Raw genomic sequence first — 21635 nt, forward strand, 5'->3', positions numbered from 1 at the left:
TAATTGATTGCTGCCACCAGTCACAAATCGTCTCAAATGCAGAATATATTGGTTTTACACGATCGGGTGAAATCCAATTTTTATGCTGGCGGTAACTCGTCATAGAGTTCTGGTTCAACATCTGGCACTTTAGCTAAAACTGCGTCGTACTTCTGGCGAATTCCTTGCTTGGCTAAATCTTCTAAATAGCTTTCAGTCATTAGCGCTGACAGCTTTTCTGCAACTGCTGTCGCTATAAATTGATCGATAGAAATTCCATCTTTCAAGGCTAACGCTTGCAAATCTTTGTACAATGAGTCAGGAAGTTGAACGTTCAAATTACTCATAGCAAGGCTCCAATAGCTCTTAAAAACTCACCAGGTGCGATCGCTCTTATTCCAAACCGCTCAATACCAAAAAAGTCACGGATGTTGTACGTTACTACATTATCACATCTTGCTGTAACCGCTAGTTCCAGTACCATGTCGTCTTTCGGATCGGGTAGATAGGGTTGCCAGAGAAAGAATATGCGATGTCTTGTGGCGACGGAGCAGTGAAATTCTATGAAATCTTCAATATCTGTGGCACTGACATAAAGATTCGGCAACTCTCTCAACAATACCTCTCGATATTCTAGCACCAATGGTACGGAAAGATGGATATCAAATGCCCCTGTATCCACTAATTCCAGTAAACGAAAAGCACTGCCTTGCCTAGAGCGCAAGCCAGCAATAATGATGTTGGTATCAATAACAATCTGTGGAATTGGCATGAGAGTCTGATAATTGACTACAGTATAACTTTCCAGCAGTCAAAATTGCCACTCTGAATACAAAGAGCTCCTTCACACCTTGCTCTAGGCATTGCCGATCGCCAATCCCTCCCCCTTTCATAATCTTTTCATTATTTCTACTTTTATGCTAAATTAAAACAATGAAAGAATTATAAAAAACCACAATGAGTAATACCGATCGCCCCAGTGCCTCGTTAGCGCAGCCCTCGCAGAGGATCGCCTGGAAACCCTATCAAATTGGTATATTCGGGCTATTGCTGGGAATTTGGCTCAGCGGGTGCAACACTCAGACGACAGCGGAGCCTCAAACCAAGCAAAATGGGGATTCTAGCTCAACTGCCGGTGATTTGACCCGAAAAGACCAAAAAGTCATTCTTACCACCTTTACGGTGTTGGCAGACATGGCACAGAATGTCGCTGGTGACAAGCTAACTGTTCAATCCATCACAAAGCCTGGGGCGGAAATTCACGGCTATGAAGTCACTCCTAGCGACTTAAAACGAGGGCAAGGTGCTAGTCTAATTTTGGATAACGGATTGAATTTAGAACGCTGGGCAACTCGATTTTATAACAGTTTTCCCAAAGTTCCCCGCATTACCTTAACTGAAGGAATTAAACCGATTAATATTGCCGAAGACTCCTACAAAGGTAAACCGAATCCTCATGCTTGGATGTCCCCTAAAAATGCTTTAATTTACGTTAGAAATATTCGCAGAGCTTTGTCAAATATCGATCCAGCTAATGCTGCAACCTATGAAGCGAATTCGACAAAATACAGTGACGAAATTCAGGCGATAGATGAAAAGCTCAAACAAGCTATCTCAGCGATTCCGCCAGACAAACGCTACATAGTAAGTTGTGAAGGCGCATTTTCTTACATTGCGCGCGACTACGGCTTGAAAGAAGTTTATATTTGGCCTGTAAATGCCGAACAACAATCTACACCGAAACAAGTTGAACGGGTGATTAATACAGTCAAAGCAAACAAAATCCCCGCCGTATTTTGCGAGAGTACCGTCAGCAACGAAGCACAGCTTCAGGTAGCAAAGGAAACCGGGGCAAAATTTGCCGGGGTGTTTTATGTCGATTCCCTCTCTCCATCGGAAGGCCCTGCATCAACCTACCTTAAGATGCTTGAATACAACGTCAATACTTTGATAAAAGGACTACAGGGTAATGGGGGATAGGGCCTTGGGCATTGGTAATTTGGTAATTTGGAGAAATTGGTATGGATAGAATCAGTATTGACATTGAAAATGTCACGGTTGCGTATCATGGTAAAGTAGCCTTGCACAGAGCCTCTCTGCAACTTAAAGCGGGGACAATTTGCGGTTTGGTGGGGATGAATGGTGCGGGAAAATCAACCCTGTTTAAGGCAATTATGGGGTTTGTGAAGCCAAACACCGGACGAATTTTAATTAATGGCTTGCCGATCCGTCAAGTGCAAAAAAGCAATCTGGTTGCCTATGTGCCTCAGTCGGAAGAGGTAGATTGGAATTTCCCGGTGAACGTTTATGATGTGGTGATGATGGGGCGCTACGGCTACATGAATCTGTTACGGATTCCGCGATCGATCGACAAACAAGCGGTGCGAGAAAGCTTGGAAAGGGTGGAAATGTGGCCCATGGGCGATCGCCAAATCGGAGAGTTATCCGGGGGACAAAAGAAACGCACCTTTTTTGCGCGGGCTTTGGCGCAACAAGCAAAGGTTTTACTGCTAGATGAACCCTTCGCCGGAGTTGATATCAAAACCGAAAAAATGATGATTGATTTGCTGATGGAATTGCGGCAAACAGGCCATACAATTCTCGTGTCAACTCACGATTTAGAATCCATTACTACATTTTGCGACCAAGTAGTATTAATTAATCGCAGTATTCTCGCCTACGGCAACACCTCAGAAGTGTTTACTGAGGAAAATCTTTCCCGCACCTTTGGCGGTGCGATCGGTGATTTATCCTTTGCAAAAAGTCGGTTAACTCAAGTGAATCGGGAGAAGCAATAATGGACTTAATTCAGTGGTTTGCCACACCGTTGCAGCATGAATTTATGGTGAAGGCGATTTTAGTCAGCGCCTTAGTAGGGATTGTTTGTTCGGCGCTTTCGTGCTATATGACTTTGAAGGGATGGGCATTGATGGGTGACGCGGTTTCCCATGCGGTGATGCCGGGGGTTGTGATTGCTTATGTGCTGAATATTCCTTTGGCGGTGGGGGCGTTTTTGTTTGGCGTGGGCTCCGTAATTGCGATCGGCTTTATCAAAGCAAAAACTCGCGTTAAAGAAGATACAGTGATTGGTTTAGTGTTTACCGGATTTTTTGCCTTTGGTTTGGTGTTAATTTCTAAAGTCAGAAGTTCGATCGACTTAACGCATATCTTATTTGGCAATGTCTTAGGTATTTCCGATTCGGATATTGTTCAAACTGTGATTATTAGTGCCATCACCCTAGTGACTCTGGCAATTTTACGCAAAGATTTAATCTTGTTTTGTTTTGACTCGACTCACGCGCGATCGATCGGTTTAAATATCACTTTCCTGTATTACGTGTTGCTGTCTTTGCTATCGCTGACAGCAGTTGCGGGACTTCAGACAGTCGGCATTATTTTAGTCGTAGCAATGTTGGTAACTCCGGGGGCAACCGCCTATTTGTTGAGCGATAATTTTGACCATATGATGCTAATTGCGATGACTTCGGGAGTATTTTCTAGCGTAATGGGAACTTATATCAGCTATCACATTGATGGTTCGACAGGCGGATGTATTGTGGTGCTGCAAACGCTGCTGTTTGTGTTGGCGATGGTTTTTGCCCCCAAATATGGTTTGTTGGTGAGATCTAGGGACTCGCAAACTATTAACGAATAAACAATATTCCTGTTATTTTGTCGTTGGGCGGGGGCAGGTTTATGAAATTATTTGTTTGAGGCGATTATTGTCGGTGAACCTGGCCCTACAGGAATTATAATCGATTCACCGGAGATGATATTATTTAATAATCGCGATTCCCTTCGGGATAGCTTCGCTTCACGGACTTTTCGCCTATTCACTAAACTCAATATTTTCATACAAATCTGCTACCGAAATTTCCACCTGCACAGACGTTAACATCAGCCGATCGCCCGCACAGCTATATTCCGAAAAAATCCATTTATTCGCTTCAGTTTTGGAATATTGTTCTACCTGTACGCGATATTGGTCGATTAATAGATACTCCTGAAAACTCGGAATACTGCGATAAGCTGCAAACTTGTCATCGCGATCGTAAGCTCTAGTACCCTTAGATAGCACCTCGGCAATCAACAGAGGATTGGTAATTGTATCGGTACGTCCCGGTTGAAGTTCGATCGGTTTTGCAACCACCATCACATCTGGATAAGTGTAATTATTAAGTTGCGGAATCCAAAGCCGCTGATTTGTAACAAAAGTCCGATAGGGTTTCCCTTTTAAGGCTAGTTTCAGTATCACCATTAAACTACTGGTAATTTCATTATGATTCAATGAACTACCAGCCATCATAACAATCTCGCCATTGATAAATTCATGCCGATCCAGAGAATTAACTTCAGCTTCTAGATATTCCTGGGCCGTGTAGGTTTTGGTTTCAACTTGCGCGATCATATACAAGGCTCTCCTTTAATCTACTTATTTTAGTATATCTTAAAAATCGCTTAAAAACAGGCCGGGGCGGGTTTATGAGATTGTCGGTTTTTGGCCAATATTGTTGGTGAACCCGCCCCTACAGTCCGAATAAATTTACCGCAACAGGGAAAAGTTATACCCAGTTTTTCCTACTGCTTTAACTTGTACTAAAATTGGCGAACCCGCCCGATCGCCACTTGGCAAAAACTTCACATCCTCGCTAGCTCCCGGTGCCGAGAAATTCGGGCTTTTGAGTGCTTGCTGCAATCCTTCCCGCGTATTACTTTGCTGCAAGCCAGCGATGATAGCTTGAGCCGCATCATAACTCGTTGCAGTACGCCAATTTACTACTCCTCCCCAGCGCTGACTGGCATTTTTTGGGAAAGTGCTGCCGGGATTCGTTTCAGGATGCCAGGGAACAGGCAAAACAAGCCCGTCAACGCTCTTTTGTCCATCTTTTAGCGTTTGAAAGGTGTAAAGAGTTGAACTGCTGTAGAGCGCTAATTTGCCTTGATTGGCACGGGCTAGATCGATCGCGCGATCGAGGCGTTCGATGTAGGGTGCTAGCATCAATCCTTCTGCTCCTTTGCTAACAGCATCGGCAATGGCATTGTTGGGATTAAATGTCGGCGCTGACAAGTCGCAGACAATAGGAACTAATCTGCCGGCTGATGCTGAAAGAGATGCAATAAATTCATCCTTAAATGAAGCGCTGCCAGCAGCTTGAGAGTCATAGCAGAAGGCAATATTGGCTTTGCCTGCTTGTTTGACGATATACTCTGCTAAAGGAGCAGTCGTCGAGCCACTATTTAGGACAGTCCGAAAAATATAGCTGCCAAAACCTGACAAATTATTCGTACTGCTGGTAGGCGTAATCATCACCAGTTTCTTTTCCTGATAAATTGGAGCGGCTGCTAAAGACGCAGTGCTGTCATTGTGTCCGATTACTGCTAGAATTTTCTGGTCGTTTGCTAATGCTGCTGCAACTTCTTTGGCGACTTCTGGAAGGTTGTTGTCATTGACAATTTCAACTTGCAAACCGGCACTATTAATTCCTCCCCTAGTGTTGATTTCATCTTGAGCTTGGGCGACACCTCGGAGAATTTCTTGGGCGATGTTGGGGTTGCTGCCGCTGGGCACGCTGACGGCAATTTTCAAAGAAGTGCGATCGCTTACTCTCGCATTATTCAAATAGATTACCGTTTCCGGATCGTTGCGATTTTGTTGCAGCGAAGCCTGAAATCTTTGCACGGCTTCTTTGTAATCTCCTTTAGCAAAAGCTGTAACGCCTGCTTGTTTTTCAGGTGTTGTTTGCGATGTCACCAATATCTGATTTCCTAAACTGATGCGAGTTGCGATCGCCCCCGATGGACTCGCACCCGGTGTGGATGGAGATCCAGGTGTAGGTGTAGATGTATCTGAACTTTTGGATGCGAATAAACCGGGAAGGAATTTGAATACACCAAACCCAATTAAGCCGAGGGCAATAATAAAAACAATGGGCGGCGGGCTTTTCCTTTTATCTTGGGACATAATCTTTTCTCCTTATATAATTTCTACAGAAAAGTTGTTAACTACAATCAGTATTCAAAAGATTTTGGTCAAAGTCAATTCATTAAATTCACTAATTAAACTCATAAAAGTCATATTTGTATTCTTAGGGCGGGCAAGATGCCCACCCCACAGGGGTTTCAGGAATTTTCGGCGTGCATTTTCAGGTAATGCTAGGATCGTAGAACAAGTAAGTGCGATCGGCTTTGGTAAATTCATGTGTTTGTGTGCAAATGTAAGTGTCATGATTTTGTGCTTCTAATTTTCCGAACAGTAAAGTTTTATGATTTAGGTAGTGATACCCAATTACAGATAGACTCTGGTTTGAGAGGGCAAGTTTTGGGGGCGATCGGATTTCCGCCGAGACCGATCCCAGTTAGCTTAGTCAAAGATTGCAACGGTTTGATGTCACTAATTTTATTGTTTTCGAGACCTAGGCTAGATAGTTTAGTCAAAAATTGCAACGGTTTGATGTCACTGATTTTATTGTTGCCGAGTCCGATCGAAGTCAGGTTAGTCAAAGATTGCAACGGTTTGATGTCACTAATTTTATTGTTGCTGAGATGGATCCCAATCAGGTTAGTCAAGGATTTTAGCGGTTTGATATCGATGATTTGATTGCTGTAGAGTTCGATAAAAGTCACGCTAGTCAAAGATTGTAACGGTTGGATGTTTCTGATTTGATTGTCGCTGAGGCTGAGATAATCCAGTTCAATCAAGGATTGTAAGGGTTTGATGTCACTGATTTGATTGTTGGAGAGAGTGAGAAAAAACAGCTTAGTCAACGACTGTAACGGTTTAATGTCATTAATTTGATTGTTGGAGAGGGAGAGCGAAGTCAGTTGAGTCAAAAATTGCAAAGATTTGATGTCGCTGATTGTATTTCTGCTAAGACCTAGTTCAGTTAGTTTAGTCAAAGATTGCAATGGTTTGATGTCGCTGATGTCATTGTTATCGAGGTCGAGTTGTGTGAGACTTGAAAGTTTCCGATCGGCAGCATCGCATAACCGTACTGCTTGATATATAAGAAAGAGGGCTGAAGCCCAACAACATACCTTGATGTGCAAGTTATAATAAAGTCATATAAATCGGAGGTTGAAATGGTAACGCTGCAATTAAGACAAATCAGTGTGCCGCCAGGACATAGACTGCTGTTGAATGATGTCAACTGGCAGGAATTTGAAGCAATTCTAGAGGAGTTGGGAGAACACCGCGGCTCTAGAATAGCTTACAGTCAAGGAACTTTGGAGATTAGGATGCCCCTACCAGAACATGAGAAGGCTAAAATTATTATTGGCTATTTAGTGAAAATTTTGTTTGAGGAACTTGAAATAGACTTTGAACCATTTGGATCGACTACTTTTAAAAGAAAAAGTATGTTGCAAGGAATTGAACCGGATGAATGTTTTTATATCCAGAATTACGCTCTAATGATTGGCAAAAAACGCATAGACTTAACAGTCGATCCGCCGCCGGATTTAGCAATTGAAGTCGATCGCACTTCCAAGACTCAACTGGATGCTTACGAGGCGCTGGGAGTACCTGAGATTTGGCGCTATGAAAATAAAAGGCTTCAGATTAATGTGCTTGAAGATGGGAAATATGTTGCATCGGAATTTAGTCCGATATTTCCCAATCTGCCAATTATTGAAGCGATTTCTCAATATTGCGAACAAAGTCAAACGGCGGGGACGAGTGAAACTCTCCGATTGTTTCGCAAATGGGTGAGAGACTCAATACAAAATTGAGGTGAAATCCCTAGCAAATAAAATTGCACTCATGCCCAAATTATCTTCAAATTATTTGGGTTAATCTGCCCTAAATCGGCAGTTGACTGGCTCTTTTTAAAATTTATATAGCCTTTCTCAAAAAGATGAGGTATAACTGACAGCTTATATAACCGCTTAAACCAAGAGGGCCCAAGCCCAACAACGTCCGCGAATCTTTGTGAGAACCGCTATACTATTCAAGTTTAGTATGGGACGCACTTGCTGTCAGAAATTTGGCGGGTTTTCGATCGCAAATACCCAATTTTCTAACAGCAAACGCCCTAATCTCGTTGTACTGTTAATTTCGCTGTTGGGAAATTGAGAGAGAATAAGGGTGTTGACCTTGCGATCGATCGCCCACGAAAATCACATAAGTCCCCTTGTCTCCATAACCGGAAAATTCTACAATCCCCGCAGCAGCATTCGCCGGTAGGACGCAGAAACGACCCCTCGGCCCCTGAATCATCAAACTGGGAGCTCCCGCAGTTTGTACTGCAATCCGCCAGTAAGGCAAATCCTGCGTTACTTCGATGACTTGGTTCGGGCCTTGGGCCACGAAACCGCAGTCGCCACTATTGTTCGGGCCGCCGGAAACTCCCGAAACTCTCAGCGGTTCGGGAAATCCTGGAGCAATTTGCAACGGTTGGCTCCGAATAGCTCCGGCAGCAGTTAAAATCATTCCTAGGGCTAGGATTGCGATCGAGCCAAAGCGCAGTCTGGGGCGATCGCACGGATAGCATATCTTCATTTTTATCCTTGTTGATCCGAACACAATGGCGGAAGGTTCTACTTATTTGACGGTAGAGGATAATTAACGGTTCCGAACAGGGTAATGTGACTCTTATTAATGTGACCGTCCTAAAACGATGTACAGCTAAACTAACTCCCAAACTTTTTTATGAATCCTCAAAATAACTTCAATTGGCAGCAAGCGATCGGAGAACTGAAAGCTAAACTAGAACGATCGCCTCTTGTCCAACAAAATCCAGACAGCTATCAAGCGATCGGAACCTTATACAATCAATTTTTGGACAAGTTTCAAAAACTCCCGAAACCTGGGCAGGTGGCAGTCTTTGCCGTCGGAGCGATCGTTGTTCTGACAGTCTTCAATAGCATAGTACAGCTACTTTCCGCCGTGATGACTCTTGGCGTTCTCGGAGTGCTAATCTACATAGCATATAAATTGGCAATATCTCCTGATTCCTCCAACTAAGGATTAACAATAGGAAATTATAAATATGTCTAACCCAACTGCACCCGGTGATATTAATCAACCCGATCCGTCTTGGCCGACACAATCCCAGCAAATGCCACTGCTGGTTCGCCGCTGCGGCGCTTGGGCAGTTGAAATTTCGTTAATTGCAGTTAGCGCCCTGGTTCCCTTCAGTATCGGGGCCGTGGTTAACAAAGAAGCTCAAACCGTGCCACTCAATCCCTCGGTAGCAGCAGCATCGGAAACTGTTGCCCGTGTTTTGGCTATCCCCGTGCGCGATCGCAACCCCAGAGTTGCACCCCTAACTAATCTATTCTGGTCGGGGGCGCTGCTGGCACCGGCAGCTTTGGCGGCGTGGCAGTTGTTTTTGCTCGCCAGAACCGGTCAAACTCTTCCGAAACGTTGGTTTGGGGTGAAAGTTATCACAGCCTCGGGCAATCCTCCGGGTTGGGCGCGAGTGCTGGTTCGCGAAAGTTTGGGGCGCTGGGGAGTGCCTCTGGGCGTCGCTTACGGGGTTTGGCGCTTGACTGGCGCGTTTCCAGATTTAATCATTTTAGGGGCGTTGAGCGGCTTGGCAGTCCTCGCAGATGGCGCTTTTGGATTGCGCTACAAACGGCAATCCGGACACGATCGCCTCGCGAATACTTTGGTGGTCAATAGTCGTGAAGCGAAGCTATCCCGTAGGGAATCGCACCAACCGTCGCCCAATCCTGTCGGGAGTCAAGATTGGACTGAGGAAGACGCGCAAATTGCGGCTTTGGTTTTGACTCCGGAAACCAATATCAAAGAAGATCCCAGTCTGTGGAATTGGATTCGCCAACATCCAGGCACAACTTTAGTGATAGTTACTATTGGCAGTGCGGGAGTGATTTTAAGTTTGTTTGTTGGCACTCTAATCTACACTCAAAGTCAAGCTAATTTGCGGGATTCTCGGCAGCGGAATGACGAATTATTTGTAGCTTTAGTGAGCAAATTGTCTCCTGCTTCGGGTAGCGGAACATCGGGGAGGCGATCGGCTATTTTGGCTTTGGGGGCGGTGGATGACTCCCGCGCCGTACCTTTGCTAGCGGATTTGCTGGCCCAAGAAGACAGCAAGGCGATGTTGGATGCGATCCAGCAAGCTTTAGTCAGTACCGGGCCGAAAGCTTTACCTGACTTGCAGCGGTTGAACCAAGCCCTCAGCAATGAGCTCGAATCCCTGCGCTACGGGGGGAAGACAGCGGAACGCGAGTTAGCGGCTACCCGTCAGAGAACAGTGCAAAGGGCGATCGGCAAAATTCTCACAGTGTATAGCAGCCAGCTCAACGGCGCCGATCTGAGCCGCACAGATTTAGGTCAAAGTCCTGCCAGCCCGGGTCAGTTTACTTTAGTATTAGACAAAGTTGACTTATCAGGAATTAAGCTGAGAAAAGCCAATTTAACCAATGCCAGCTTGCAGGGGATTCGCTTTTACGGCACTGGCGAAGACAGGCGTCCGGGGACATTTGACGATTGGATTTCTGACTTAAGCGAAGCTAATTTTGAAGGAGCAAATTTAACCGGAGCATCTTTTAACAGCGCCGTAATGAACCGCACTACTTTTGTGCGCGCTGTCCTGAGCAAAGCTAATTTGTCAAATGGAAATTTGAATGGAGCTAATCTTAGCAACAGTCTTTTGATTGGGGCAAATTTGCAGCAAGCAATGTTAAAAGAGGCAAGCTTTACCGGGGCAGATATCGGCAGCGCCAATTTTTCGGGCGCCAATTTAGAAAGTGCGCGTTTGGGCAAAGTCAAGGCTCAAGGTACTCAGTTATCCTTAACAAATTTGTCTAAATCGGAATGGCAAGGTGCGGATTTGTCCGGTGCGGATTTGAGCGGCGCTAACTTACAAAATGCTGATTTGAGTTCGGCTAAACTCGCTAACGCGAATTTAAAAGATGCTCGGTTGCAAGATGCTAATTTGCGGAATGCAGATGTAAGTTCAGTAGATTTTAGAGGTGCGAATTTAGCGGGAGCTAATTTTCAAGGTGCTGTTTTCCTGGGGAAGGGGACTTCGGATCAGTTTATTCAAAGTCAGGCCGGTAGTAAATCTGGTCGCTTCCAAGGTGTTAATTTTTCCGAGGTTAAGAATTTAGATCAAAGTCAAATTGCTTACATTTGTTTGCAGGGAGGGATTCATCCGAAGTGCCCGCCCAAGAATTAAGAGTTGGTTCGATCGTTCGGACTTTAGTCCTTCTTTTTCTGCGGGCTAAAGCCCTCACTACGAACAATAATTAAAAGTTGGTTCGATCGTTCGGACTTTAGTCCTTCTTTTTCTGCGGGCTAAAGCCCTCACTACGAACAATAATTAAAAGTTGGTTCGATCGTTCGGACTTTAGTCCTTCTTTTTCTGCGGGCTAAAGCCCTCACTACGAACAATAATTAAAAGTTGGTTCGATCGTTCGGACTTTAGTCCTTCTTTTTCTGCGGGCTAAAGCCCTCACTACGAACAATAATTAAAAGTTGGTTCGATCGTTCGGACTTTAGTCCTTCTTTTTCTGCGGGCTAAAGCCCTCACTACGAACAATAATTAAAAGTTGGTTCGATCGTTCGGACTTTAGTCCTTCTTTTTCTGCGGGCTAAAGCCCTCACTACGAACAATAATTAAAAGTTGGTTCGATCGTTCGGACTTTAGTCCTTCTTTTTCTGCGGGCTAAAGCCCTCACTACGAACCTTTATTTTTCTGTGTTTTTTTGGTATGAGGGATGGCTCCACACTTACCAATTAGATAAGAAGGGCTGAAGCCCAACAACGTACCTTGGTTTTTTAGAAGTGCTATAATGATGCAATGGCATCGGCACTGATAAGAGTCTCGAATTGTGCTAATAACATTCCATCAGTATTGTTTGCAACTCCAAAAATTTTAGGTAACTGGCCTGTTTCAACTAGAACTTGTCTGACTTCTCGGTTAGATATATCGGCTAAGTTTTTGTTATTGAGAATGGCATTAACGGCTGCAATACCGACACCTTGACCAACTGCTACATTGAATTCTACAATTCTGCCTACAGAACAAGCTAGCCCTTCAAATCCAGAACAGGGACTAACAACTGCCAGGTTAGGAACAGTTTTCATTAATGCGTGGCGGATGCCAATATTGAAGGTAGGCTGTTGGAACATCAGACTTTTAAACCACCCTCGACTCTTTGCTTTCTCGCCAATCCCCGAAATGCCTCCCCGAACATCAAAATGATAGCTAAATGTTGCCAGTGCTTCGGTAGCTGGTACGCCACCGCGCAGCATTTGTGCGCCTGTTAAAGGTTCTACAACTCCCGTCACGTTTCCGGCGTGTCTGATATACAATTCTGAAGCCGGAGTAACAGATGTAGCCCCCAAACTTTTCAGCCAAGTGGTTACAAATGATATCTCTTTTTGCATATTAGCTGTGGGTTTGCTCCCATTTCTGGCTAAGGCTTCTGCTTCGCTGCTGGTAACTGCAAATAACAGTGCATTCCACGAAAGTCTTTCATCTGGAAGTATGGCGATATTTCCTTCATCTAAAATTATGCCGGTTTCAGGGAAAGATAGCTTTCTGCCTCTAAAAGAGTGGTATGCTACAGATAGCGCAGGCGATCGCACATCTATGTAATCTTTGCCCGCCCACAGAGTTTTGAGATTGCCTCTGGTATCGATCATTTCCAGGCGGAGTTCTTCTGCTAGTTTGGCATCTTTCCCCGCTGCGGACAGCAAAAATTTTTGAGCTTCGGAATCGGCACGGTTTGTAAAGCGTTTTAGATAGATATAATCGAGTTCTTTCAGTCTTCTGACACTGAGTCCTTGGGTTTCAAAACTGAGAGTGACAGGAAGTTCTGAGTTAGGCAAACCAAAGGTTTCAAATCCATTCAGCTTTCGCACACCTGCTGCTTGAGCTAATTCGCCATTGACAGTGGCATCAATAAATTGTTTTGCTACATAAACTGTCCCTTTTGAGGTAATTATGCTAGTAATTTTTTGGCCTTCTTTATTGATTGATTTAATTTCTACTTTGCTGAGGAGTGCGACTCCTGCTTGTACCAGCATTGCTTTCAAAGCTGCCGTGGCTTTGCTGGGTTCAAGGGCGATCGCGCTGACACCTGATTTTTGCAGGAATTCTTTATAGATTGTCGGCGGTGAACCAAAGGGGTCTAAATTTAAAGATTGTTGAAGTTCTTGACTAACTTGACTTCGATCTAAATAAGCGAGGCCGCCTCTGACTAAATGTCCGCCAATTCCTTCTTGCAAGCTTCCTTTAGACATCAGCAAAACTCGCGGATAAAGCTTTGTCCGGCGACGGTATTCTCTGGCTGCTGAGATAACAGCTAGCACTCCTGGAACTTCATCACCAAAGCAGATGATATCGTAAGAACGCAAATCCATGAACATGATTTAATCGCGTCTCCCGATCGCCATTTTGTCGATCTGCATCTCCATTTTTGCCATCAAACTCTCTGTCTGTTCCAAATAAGGCCGCATCTTTCCTAATTTTTTTGATAATTTTCACACATTTCGGGATGCAGAAACCGGGTTTGTCCCGAAGATTGTCGGTTGAGGGCGATCGCAATTGGTGGACTAACTAGATTGGCGATCGCCCGCAGGCTAAGTCATTCTGGCACTCTTTCCTCTCAATTAGCTTATAGTATCAGGATCTATCCCCAACTCGCGCAATCGTTCAGCTAGTCGATCGGCGCGTTGCGCTGATTCCTTAACCTGTTCTTCAGGAGTCAGATAGCGTTTGCCATCAGCATCGTACCAATACAACCATTCCCTTGTCACCCCAGAATAATTTCCCCTTTCACAACCAATTCCCAAACCTATTTCTGGCATCCAAACATAATTTCCTGGCTGTAACTCGTATTTCCCATTGACTAACTTGTGTACTTCCAAACGAGGTTTACGACGGCGACGCGAAGAATAAATGACGTAATAAAGTACGCCTAAATCTTGATAAATGTCTAATTTTGTGCTGTATTCCTTGCGATAGGTTGCGGAAACAACTTCTAGCACGAACTGTGGTATGACATTCTCATCCCATAGCACGTAACTGGGACGCAATTCTTCATCGTAAAACCGTTGTACACCTAAACTTAAGAAAGCATCTGGCACAATGATGGGTTTGTTGAGGTGATGGTAAATAGCCATATCTATGCCAAAAAACCAGTCCATGCGTTCTGCCCAAAGTATGAGCAATATTGCTTTTAGCAATCCTGGGATTAATTCTTGCAGTTCGTTATCCACTGGTGTTTCATCTGAGTCTGGTAGTTCGTCGGCTGAGGGCCAGTGCCTAGGGAAGTTGTAATTTAACATGGCGGCTTTTCTCAAAACTCATTAATATTATACCGTTTATTTATTTAGATATAATTTTTTATTTAGTTAAGATTTTGACGAACCGCGAAGACGCTAAGGACGCGAAGGAAGAGAAAAAAAGAGAAGAAAGAGAAGACGATCGCTATTTTTGATTTAATTAAGCTGAAATAATTTTTGTAAAATATCAGTCTAGAGTTGCGCGATCGACTATACTCAATCTAACAACTCGGTTCTAATGGGGAGCAGCCATTAGAGGAAACGGGGAAAGTTTGGTGCAAGTCCAACGCTGTCCCGCAACTGTAATGAGGTTTGTAGTAAGGACTTCAGTCCTCAACCTCTTAAGTCAGAATGCCCGCCGATGCGTTAGTTTAGATTGTCTCATCTGCGAGGTTCAGTATGCAGGCCAGAAATCGGAAATTAGTCAGCCTGGGATTGATGGCTGGCTTGAGTTGTTATCTTGTCTTAGGTTCGGCAACGCCCGCCGCAGCTATGCACATTTCGGAAGGTTTTTTGCCGGTGCAATGGGCTGTGTTTTGGTGGATGGTGGCGTTGCCTTTTTTTGTCTTGGGTTTGCGATCGATCGCCCGAATTACCAAAGAACACCCGGAACTTAAATTATTACTAGCTTTAGCAGGTGCGTTTACTTTTGTGCTTTCTGCTTTAAAAATTCCCTCGGTAACGGGGAGTTGTTCTCACCCAACGGGTACGGGTTTGGGTGCAATTTTGTTCGGCCCTTCGGTGATGGCTGTACTCGGCGCTTTAGTGCTGTTGTTTCAAACGTTATTGTTAGCGCACGGCGGGCTGACAACGTTGGGGGCGAATATGTTTTCGATGGCGATTGTTGGCCCGTTTGCTGCGTATTTTATCTATCAATTGCTGATGCGAACTGGTAAACAAAGGTTGGCAATTTTTTGTGCGGCTGCTTTGGCAGATTTGCTGACTTATGTGGTGACTTCGATGCAGTTGGCATTGGCTTTTCCGGCAGCGAGTGGCGGTTTTATGGCTTCGTTTCTCAAGTTTGCTGGCATCTTTGCGATTACTCAAGTACCTCTGGCGATTAGTGAGGGATTGCTGACTTTATTGGTTTGGAATTGGCTGCATTCTTACGGGAAACCAGAGTTAGAAATTCTGAAATTATTGAAACAGGAGTCATAAAGTCGTGAATCAAAAACCTACAAAAAATCAGCAAGCTAGTTCGCAACAAAATTGGATGTTAGTAATTGGAGTTGTCGCCCTTGCGGTGATTCCCCTAGTTTTTGTGCGGGGTGAATACGGCGGATCGGATGACCAAGCTAAGAAAGCAATTACGGAAATTCAACCGAGTTATAAGCCTTGGTTCAATCATTTGTTTGAGCCTGCTAGCAGCGAAATTGCCAGTCTATTGTTTGCGTCTCAAGCAGCGGTGGGGGCGGGGGTAGTTGGCTATGCGATCGGGCTTTATAAAGGCCGATCGCAATCTCAGCAATCTGATGATAAATCGCCGCTGGAATGAATGATGAATAAACGGCGAATAGAATTCGCTTCTACACACACGAAGTCCGCCTGCGCGGACTGGAAGACTTTGGAATGAACCATCAGATTGATAGTCTCGCTTATACAAATCGCTTGCGTGGGTTGCCGCCAACTCACAAGCTATCCTTTGCGATCGCCCTATTAATCCTGTCTCTAGTTTCCCATGCAGCGGTGCAGTTGTCGATCGGGCTTTGGTTGACAATCTGGATCGTCGTCTATGCGGGAATTCCGGCGAAACTCTATCTGCGCTTGCTGTTGCTACCGCTGATGTTTTTGCTGGCGAGTGTGCCTGCGTTGGCGGTGGGTGCGGTTGCGGGCGATCGAATCTCGGCAATTCAATGGGATATTTGGCAAGGTTGGGGCATTCACACCGGCAGTTTTTATCTGTATGTGAGCCGTACTGGAATATACCAAGTGAGCTTGCTGTTAGCCCGCGCCTTCGCATCGACAAGCTGTATGTACTTCATCCTGTTGACAGTCCCGTTTACCGAAATCTTGCAAATCCTCCGAAAATTAAGGTGTCCAGAGTTAGTCACAGAACTGCTATTACTAATGTATCGCTTTATTTTTAGCTTATTGGCGATCGCAGATGAAATTTGGATAGCCCAAAACTCGCGCGGCGGCTATCGCACTTGGAAATTAGGAATGCGAAGTTTGGGCATTTTAATCGGACAATTGCTTCAGCGGACTTTGGTAAACTACCGTCAAGTTTCGTTGAGTTTAGCATCGCGCGGCTTTAATGGAGAATTGCGCGTTTGGCATTCTTCCCCTTACAAACCTTCGCGAAGATATACATTTGAAGCGCTGTTTGGATGCACGATTTTAACTTTGTTAAGTGTGGTATTTCAAAGTTGAAACAAAATTAAGAGACGGCAGTGCCAAAGGCGTGTCAAATTAAGCCTAAAGCCTTTATAAATCTCGTTTTTACCCCAGTCTAGATCCCCCTAAATCCCCATGATAGTCGGGGGACTTTGAGAAAACTCTTGTCCCCCCCTTATTAAGGGGGGCTAGGGGGGATCTAGACTTTGATGCAAACAAGAGAGACAGAAGGGCTTTCTGCCATAAATATGACTTTTATGAACACAATTAATGAATTAAATGAATTGACTCCAAAAGAAACCTGTTGAATAATTGTAGTCAACAGTTATCTCGTGAAAATCCTATGATAAGTAAACGAATCCTCAAAAAAATAGCTTTTGTCTTACTAGCATCATTAAGCCTATTCTTAGTCACAGTAACTCATGCAGCGGCCCAACAACTACCATTCTACTGGGATAACATCAATGTCATCATCGACGTTCAGACCAACGGAGATATGTTAGTCACTGAAACGCAAAAATATGTGTTCACAGCAGCATACAACAATGAACGGTATCGCTACATTCCGTTAGATAAAGTCGATGCAATTAAAGATGTCACCGTTGCCGAAAATAATCAAATAATTCCGAGTAGCACTGGAACAGAAAACAATCAACTTTGGATTCGCTGGCAACATGAATTAAAACCGCCAGACTCACATACTTTTGTCATCAAATATCGCGTGGTAGGTGGATTGCAGCTAGATGGTGGAAATACTCAAGTTTATTGGAAAGCGATTGCAGCGGGTCGAAAAGCGCCAGTTAATACTGGAAAAGTTACGGTGAAATTACCCGAAGCTTTGTCAGGGAAAGTTCTCTCGTTTACAAATTTTGGTACGGCCGCAGTTCGTCGTCAAGTAGATCCTAAAACATTTGAATTTGTGGCAAGTCAGGCTATTCAGCCGGAACAGGAATTAGAAGTGCAGATTGCATTTCCGCAGGCAATTTTGAATGTACCTCAAGCTGGTTGGCAACAAAATGGTAAGTCATCTCAATCTACTCCGGGACAAAGCTCTTTTACAAAACCCAGACTTCCTTCTCCAGTGCTTTGGATATTTGGAATAATCATTACTATATTCATGATTAATGGCGGTAGCGGTAGCGATGGCAGTGGCGGTAGTATCGGTGGTGGTAGTTGGGGTGGTGGTGGTGGTTGGGGTGGTGATGGCGGTGGTGGTGGGGATGGCGGTGGTGGTGGTGATGGCGGTGGTGGTGGTGATGGCGGTTAATATCAACGCCCCTGGACGCATCACAATCAAAGAAACCGGGTTTTACTTAATCTGTTGGCTATACCGAAGTATTGTCGCAAAAAAACCGGTTTCTGAACACTCGTTGATATATTGATCTCACCCAAATTCAGGAGACGGCAGTGCCGTTTACCTACAAATAATTGGGTAGGGAAACGGCATTGCCGTGTCCAAATTTGCTAGATTTTGAGATAAACCGATCGCACTTCATGACAAATCACATCCCAAATATGACTTTTATGAACATAACTCATGACTTTAATGAATTGACTTAAACAGAAATATATTGAATACTGATTGTAGTTAAGAACTTTTCAGTACATTTCCACTTAAAGCAGGTTAAAACTATGACTAAATCACCTTGGCTTCGCAAGCTTTTACCCTTAGCAGCATCTTTCGCAACCACGATCGCACTAGCAGGCACTTTTGCCCCACCAACTCCCGCACAAACCAATCCGCCACCGACCCAGCCCCAGCAAGTCGAACCAGCGCCGGAAGAAGGTTTCAGCATCCCGATTTGGATCTATCCCGTAGGCACAATGTTCGTAATTTTCATCTTTATCCCCAAAATTGGTTGGACTTTGGGCTTAATTGCGATCGGCGAACGAGAAGTAGGAATTGTAGTCAAGAAATTCTCCAGCAAAAACTTGCCATCCAGTAGATTGATTGCCCTCGATGGTGAAGGAGGTTTGCAAGCGGATACCCTGCCTCCCGGCTGGCATTTTGGTTATTTTCCCTGGCAATATAGTGTTCGCAAAGAACCTGTTGTTGTAGTTCCTCAAGATGAAATTGGTTTGATTATTGCTAATGACGGAGCAACCATTCCCTCCGATCGCATTTTAGGCAAAGTCGTCGATTGTGACAACTTCCAAAATGCCCGCAAATTCCTCACCGACGGCGGCGAAAAAGGACGACAACTAGCCATTATCACCACTGGTACTTATCGGATTAATACGGCTGTATTTGAGGTGATTACTTCAGCCAATGCCGCTGCAAAAGGTATGCAGCCATCGGAACTTCACCTATACAAACTTGCTCCCGATCGCGTGGGAATTGCCAACGTGCTCGACGGAGTTCCGATTGATGAAGGTGAAATCGCTGGGCCGATTATTCCCGGTCACGACAACTTCCAAAAAGCGCAATCCTTCATCAAAGGTGGCGGGCGCAGGGGTTTGCAAGAACAGGTAATTTTATCCGGTTCTTGGAACCTGAACCCTTGGTTTGTGCAGGTTGAAGAGGTGAAAATGACCGAAGTGCCGATCGGCTATGTCGGCGTAGTCATTTCCTATGTAGGGGAATCGCACAAAGATGTCAGTGGTGTAGCTTTTACCCACGGAAATCTCGTCAAAAAAGGTGATAAAGGTGTGTGGATTGAACCGCTGTATCCCGGCAAACATCCGATCAATACAAAGGTGATGAAAGTCGAACTTGTTCCCACCACCGATGTTGTTTTAAACTTCACATCGCGGTTCAGTGGAGAACACGGCTATGACTCGAAACTAAGCGCTTTGAAATTACTTTCTTTTGACGGATTTACCTTTGAGTTGGAAATTTTTCAAATCATTCATATCGGTACTTTGGATGCACCGAGAGTCATTTCGCGGCAAGGTTCCATGCAAAATCTCATCGACCAAGTGTTGCGTCCAATTGTCGGCAATTACTTTCGGAATTCGGCTCAAGAATATACAATTCTCGACTTTTTGATCGCACGCAGCGAACGCCAAGCAGAGGCCGCCGAACACGTCCGTCAAGCCCTACGTGCCTATGATGTGCAGGCTGTGGACACGCTGATCGGTTTGATTTCGCCGCCAGCGGAGTTGATGCAAACATTGACCGATCGCAAAATTGCCCAGGAACAAGAAAAAACCTACGAAGTGCAGCGGATTTCAGAGTCGCAGCGTCAGGAATTAGTGCGCGCAACTGCGATCGCCAACATTCAAAATCAGGTGGTGGCGGCGGAACAAGGGGTGAAAATTGCTCAATTGAGTGCAACTGCTGCGATCGAACACGCAAGTGGTGAAGCAGAAGGGATTCGGTTGATGGGACAAGCAAAAGCCGATGCTTATCAAGTTGGTGTCAACGCTCTTGGTACGCAGAGTTATACGCTACTGCAATTGATGCAAGCTGTCTCGGATGGTAGCGTTCGCGTTGTTCCCGATGTCACAGTCAATGGTAACGGTGGTAGTGGGGGTTTGTTGGACGGTTTGATGGCAATGTTGCTGCGGAATGAAACCAGTAAAAATGGTGAAAATCCAGCACATTCACCTGTAATTAATGTCAAGAAATCTAAGTCTGTTGTTGTGGAAGATGTGCCAGAATCACCAGTAGCAAAAGTGCGATCGGTGGAGTCGGTGGAGTCTATGAATTCGGTGAAGTCGCAGGAGTCTCCTAATGATTCACCATTTCCTCAGTATGAGCCTGTTGTGAAGTCTGATATTGATGCGCTATTTGATGAATTGTCTGAGGATGTTTGAGTAAGTTTGTTCAGTTTGTAGAGAGGATTTTTGTCCTCTCTGAAGGCTTTTTGTCTAAAACTTTACTGTTCAGGGAATTAGAGGTGCAAAAATATGAAGTTTATGGTTCAATACGGTTTACTTAACGCTTTTGATGAATTTCATCTGACGATTTTTGGATTATAAAGAGGTGAAGTAGATATTAAGAAGATTTTACCGCAGAGAACACAGAGAACACAGAGAGGGGAGGGATAAAAGGTTTTTTTACGACATCCAAAACCCTCGCAATACTCTTCCCTCTGCGCCAAAAGCGCCCCAATACGGTTCAAAACTCTTCTCTTGATGGAGTGGATTGTATTTCAATACGGTTTACTTAATGCTTTTGATGAATTTCATCTGACGATTTTCTGGCAATATAGCCATTTTGGTCAAGTCATATTTTTCTTAAGTCAACTGTATTGGGCCAAGAAATTGGTTTTTTTTGATCGAAGAAGCAACAGGAACAGAGCAAGGACGACCGCGCACAGTAAAAAGCTGTATTGGTGAACTAAGAATTACTGAAAAACAGGCCGAAAAATTAGAGGTCAAGAAATCTACTCGATTATCTCCATTATTTGAAAAATGCTGTTTGCGTCAAATAGCTAATCTTTCCTACGAAAAAGCTGCCCTGTGAAATGGAAGTTCAGACAGGAGTAAAGATAGGACATACTTGTTTACATCGATTGGTAGAAAAACAAGAATCGTCAGAACCTCGTGCCAAAATAGAGGTCAAAGAAACAAGCATAGATGGAGGGAAAGTCCGTCTCAGAGGGAAGTTGGGCGAAGGGTCTCATTGGCAAGATTATAAAGCCGTGCGGTTACATGAAAGTTATTATGGGGCTTTTTATCAAGAGAATGAAGAGTTAATTAACTATATAAACCATCAGCCATTAGCCGATATATTAACTTGTTTGGGTGATGGGCATGATGGAATATGGAATATTATAAGCCAGTTAAATCCTGGTAAAAACCGACGAGAAATATTAGATTGGTATCATTTAATATAAAATTTATATAAAGTGGGAGGATCGTTGAAATCTCTAGCCAAAGCCAAGGAATTTTTGTGGCAAGGTCAGGTCGAATCCACCCTAAATTTATTTAAAAATTGTCGCAAAAAAACCGCTAAAAACTTTTGTAAGTATCTAGAAAAGCATCGTTCTAGAATTGTTAACTATGACCAATTATCATCAGACAAGATTTGTTCCATTGGCTCGGGCGCGGTGGAATCGACTGTCAAACAAATAGATAGAAAGTTGAAAATCTCCGGAACTCAATGGTTGCAAAA

21 protein-coding genes and 1 riboswitch are annotated in these 21635 nt (G+C 44.3%); of the genes, 13 read left to right on the top strand and 8 right to left on the bottom strand.

What is annotated here, in order from left to right:
* Positions 1-80: 80 nt before the first annotated feature.
* Both QZW82_RS21770 and QZW82_RS21775 read right to left on the bottom strand, forming a co-directional pair.
* Positions 81-326, bottom strand: a complete 246-nt coding sequence (locus tag QZW82_RS21770; RefSeq protein WP_293152687.1) for a toxin-antitoxin system HicB family antitoxin — start codon at positions 324-326, stop codon at positions 81-83.
* The gene (locus QZW82_RS21775; protein ID WP_293152690.1) at positions 323-751 is read right to left on the bottom strand and encodes a putative toxin-antitoxin system toxin component, PIN family; all 429 of its coding nucleotides are present in this window, start codon (positions 749-751) and stop codon (positions 323-325) included. Before QZW82_RS21775 ends, QZW82_RS21770 begins: the two co-directional genes overlap by 4 nt.
* A 185-nt stretch (positions 752-936) precedes the next feature.
* Between QZW82_RS21775 and QZW82_RS21780 the strand changes: the two genes are divergently transcribed.
* Genes QZW82_RS21780 through QZW82_RS21790 form a run of 3 tightly spaced genes read left to right on the top strand, consistent with a single transcriptional unit; the run spans position 937 to position 3634 of the window.
* On the top strand, positions 937-1959 hold the full coding sequence (locus QZW82_RS21780; RefSeq protein WP_293152693.1) for a metal ABC transporter substrate-binding protein: 1023 nt from the start codon (positions 937-939) through the stop codon (positions 1957-1959).
* Positions 1960-2000: 41 nt separating this feature from the next.
* Positions 2001-2777 (top strand): metal ABC transporter ATP-binding protein, encoded by a 777-nt coding sequence (locus QZW82_RS21785; protein WP_293152696.1) that lies wholly within the window; start codon positions 2001-2003, stop codon positions 2775-2777.
* The gene (locus QZW82_RS21790) at positions 2777-3634 is read left to right on the top strand and encodes a metal ABC transporter permease (RefSeq protein WP_293152699.1); all 858 of its coding nucleotides are present in this window, start codon (positions 2777-2779) and stop codon (positions 3632-3634) included. The genes QZW82_RS21785 and QZW82_RS21790 overlap by 1 nt, the downstream gene beginning before the upstream one ends.
* A 174-nt stretch (positions 3635-3808) precedes the next feature.
* On the opposite strand, the gene QZW82_RS21795 is transcribed toward QZW82_RS21790, so the two are convergent.
* From QZW82_RS21795 to QZW82_RS21805, 3 genes are all read right to left on the bottom strand, one after another.
* Entirely contained in the window at positions 3809-4387 is a 579-nt protein-coding gene (locus QZW82_RS21795) for a Uma2 family endonuclease (RefSeq protein ID WP_293152702.1), read from the bottom strand.
* Positions 4388-4522: 135 nt separating this feature from the next.
* Positions 4523-5941 carry an ABC transporter substrate-binding protein gene (locus QZW82_RS21800; protein ID WP_293152705.1) on the bottom strand — a complete coding sequence of 473 codons (1419 nt, stop codon included), beginning with the start codon at positions 5939-5941 and terminating at the stop codon, positions 4523-4525.
* 299 nt (positions 5942-6240) lie between these two features.
* On the bottom strand, positions 6241-7026 hold the full coding sequence (locus QZW82_RS21805) for a leucine-rich repeat domain-containing protein (protein WP_293152707.1): 786 nt from the start codon (positions 7024-7026) through the stop codon (positions 6241-6243).
* Positions 7027-7059: 33 nt separating this feature from the next.
* On the opposite strand from QZW82_RS21805, the gene QZW82_RS21810 reads away from it, so the two are divergent.
* Positions 7060-7707, top strand: coding sequence for a Uma2 family endonuclease (locus QZW82_RS21810; protein WP_293152710.1), 648 nt, complete (start codon positions 7060-7062; stop codon positions 7705-7707).
* 319 nt (positions 7708-8026) lie between these two features.
* Here the strand turns inward: QZW82_RS21810 and QZW82_RS21815 are convergent, their stop codons facing one another.
* The gene (locus QZW82_RS21815; protein WP_293152713.1) at positions 8027-8476 is read right to left on the bottom strand and encodes a hypothetical protein; all 450 of its coding nucleotides are present in this window, start codon (positions 8474-8476) and stop codon (positions 8027-8029) included.
* A 150-nt stretch (positions 8477-8626) separates the two neighbouring features.
* On the opposite strand from QZW82_RS21815, the gene QZW82_RS21820 reads away from it, so the two are divergent.
* On the top strand, positions 8627-8941 hold the full coding sequence (locus tag QZW82_RS21820) for a hypothetical protein (protein WP_293152716.1): 315 nt from the start codon (positions 8627-8629) through the stop codon (positions 8939-8941).
* 25 nt (positions 8942-8966) lie between these two features.
* Positions 8967-11123: a pentapeptide repeat-containing protein gene (locus QZW82_RS21825; protein ID WP_293152719.1), complete on the top strand. Its 2157-nt coding sequence runs from the start codon at positions 8967-8969 to the stop codon at positions 11121-11123.
* Between the two features lie 611 nt (positions 11124-11734).
* On the opposite strand, the gene QZW82_RS21830 is transcribed toward QZW82_RS21825, so the two are convergent.
* Both QZW82_RS21830 and QZW82_RS21835 read right to left on the bottom strand, forming a co-directional pair.
* Entirely contained in the window at positions 11735-13315 is a 1581-nt protein-coding gene (locus tag QZW82_RS21830) for an FAD-dependent oxidoreductase (protein ID WP_293152722.1), read from the bottom strand.
* Between the two features lie 249 nt (positions 13316-13564).
* The gene (locus QZW82_RS21835; RefSeq protein WP_293152725.1) at positions 13565-14242 is read right to left on the bottom strand and encodes a Uma2 family endonuclease; all 678 of its coding nucleotides are present in this window, start codon (positions 14240-14242) and stop codon (positions 13565-13567) included.
* Between the two features lie 210 nt (positions 14243-14452).
* Positions 14453-14617, top strand: a riboswitch (cobalamin riboswitch).
* 21 nt (positions 14618-14638) lie between these two features.
* On the opposite strand from QZW82_RS21835, the gene QZW82_RS21840 reads away from it, so the two are divergent.
* From QZW82_RS21840 to QZW82_RS21870, 7 genes are all read left to right on the top strand, one after another.
* A complete protein-coding gene (locus QZW82_RS21840) occupies positions 14639-15397 on the top strand; it encodes an energy-coupling factor ABC transporter permease (protein ID WP_293152728.1) in 759 nt (252 codons plus the stop codon).
* 4 nt (positions 15398-15401) lie between these two features.
* Positions 15402-15734, top strand: coding sequence for an energy-coupling factor ABC transporter substrate-binding protein (locus QZW82_RS21845; protein ID WP_293152731.1), 333 nt, complete (start codon positions 15402-15404; stop codon positions 15732-15734).
* Positions 15735-15808: 74 nt separating this feature from the next.
* On the top strand, positions 15809-16609 hold the full coding sequence (cbiQ, locus tag QZW82_RS21850; RefSeq protein WP_293152734.1) for a cobalt ECF transporter T component CbiQ: 801 nt from the start codon (positions 15809-15811) through the stop codon (positions 16607-16609).
* A 307-nt stretch (positions 16610-16916) separates the two neighbouring features.
* Complete coding sequence (locus QZW82_RS21855; protein WP_293152737.1) at positions 16917-17840, top strand: DUF2207 domain-containing protein; 924 nt, start codon at positions 16917-16919, stop codon at positions 17838-17840.
* 365 nt (positions 17841-18205) lie between these two features.
* Complete coding sequence (locus tag QZW82_RS21860) at positions 18206-20332, top strand: SPFH domain-containing protein (protein WP_293152740.1); 2127 nt, start codon at positions 18206-18208, stop codon at positions 20330-20332.
* Positions 20333-20792: 460 nt separating this feature from the next.
* Entirely contained in the window at positions 20793-20984 is a 192-nt protein-coding gene (locus QZW82_RS21865) for a hypothetical protein (RefSeq protein WP_293152743.1), read from the top strand.
* 1 nt (position 20985) lies between these two features.
* Positions 20986-21357: a hypothetical protein gene (locus QZW82_RS21870; protein ID WP_293152746.1), complete on the top strand. Its 372-nt coding sequence runs from the start codon at positions 20986-20988 to the stop codon at positions 21355-21357.
* The last annotated feature ends 278 nt before the right edge of the window (positions 21358-21635 follow it).

It is taken from the genome of Microcoleus sp. bin48.metabat.b7b8b9.023 (assembly GCF_013299185.1).
GTDB lineage: Bacteria > Cyanobacteriota > Cyanobacteriia > Cyanobacteriales > Microcoleaceae > Microcoleus.